Genomic DNA, 822 nt, shown 5'->3' with positions numbered 1-822 from the left:
TATGTCTTCTACGCTCGTTATAGTACTGAATGTATTCATTGATGCCATGGTACAGCCCGACTGCGTCCTGGCAAGGGTACAGATATACATGCTCGTATTTGAGGCTGCGCCAGAACCGTTCAATGAATGCATTATCGGTGGCCCTGCCCTTGCCGTCCATGCTCAATTTGATCCCTTGATCGAGAATAAACTGGCTAAACACGGCACTGGTGAACTGCGCTCCCTGGTCGGTATTGAAAATAGCAGGCTTGCCATAGCGCTCGATCGCTTCGCGCACCACATCCACACACCATCCGGCTTCCATCGTGTTGGACAAGGACCAGCTCAGTACCATCCGGCTATGCAGGTCAATGACCGCCACCAGATACATAAACCCTTTGGACATCGGGATATAAGTGATATCGGTGGCCCATACCTGATTGGCGTGGGTAATCGCCAGATCGCGCAATAAATAAGGATAGACAGGGTGATCTTTGGCCCGCTTAGATGTATGAGGGCCAGGAAGGACCGCACGCAGCCCCATCACCTTATAGTAGAGCCGGTCCACCCGATTGCGGCTTACTTCGTAGCCCATATCCTTGGTCAGCCAAGTATGCATCCGGGGAGCCCCCTTGTAAGGGTGTTCCAGGTAGTGGGCATCCATCAGGCGCATCAATTCCTCATTCAGCTCACTTTCCTGTGCCGGTTTGTAATACAGGCCCGAACGATGGATGCCCAACAGCATACACTGCTGGACAATGCTCAATTGAGCATGCTGGCGTTCTACCATCTTGCGACGCTGAGCCACATCCTTCATCGCAAGCTTTTTTTTAGAAAGTCGAT

The 822-nt window shown here is 51.8% G+C and carries 1 protein-coding gene; it reads right to left on the bottom strand.

The annotated features are described in order from the left end of the window. Window positions 1-796 (bottom strand): IS3 family transposase (locus FRY97_RS21960; protein WP_246141896.1); only part of this gene is annotated, 796 nt, incomplete at its 3' end. Between the last annotated feature and the right edge of the window lie 26 nt (window positions 797-822).

The sequence above is a fragment of the Phaeodactylibacter luteus genome, assembly GCF_007993045.1.
In the GTDB taxonomy this organism is placed as follows: domain Bacteria; phylum Bacteroidota; class Bacteroidia; order Chitinophagales; family Saprospiraceae; genus Phaeodactylibacter; species Phaeodactylibacter luteus.
This window is presented reverse-complemented; position numbering and strand designations above follow the sequence as displayed.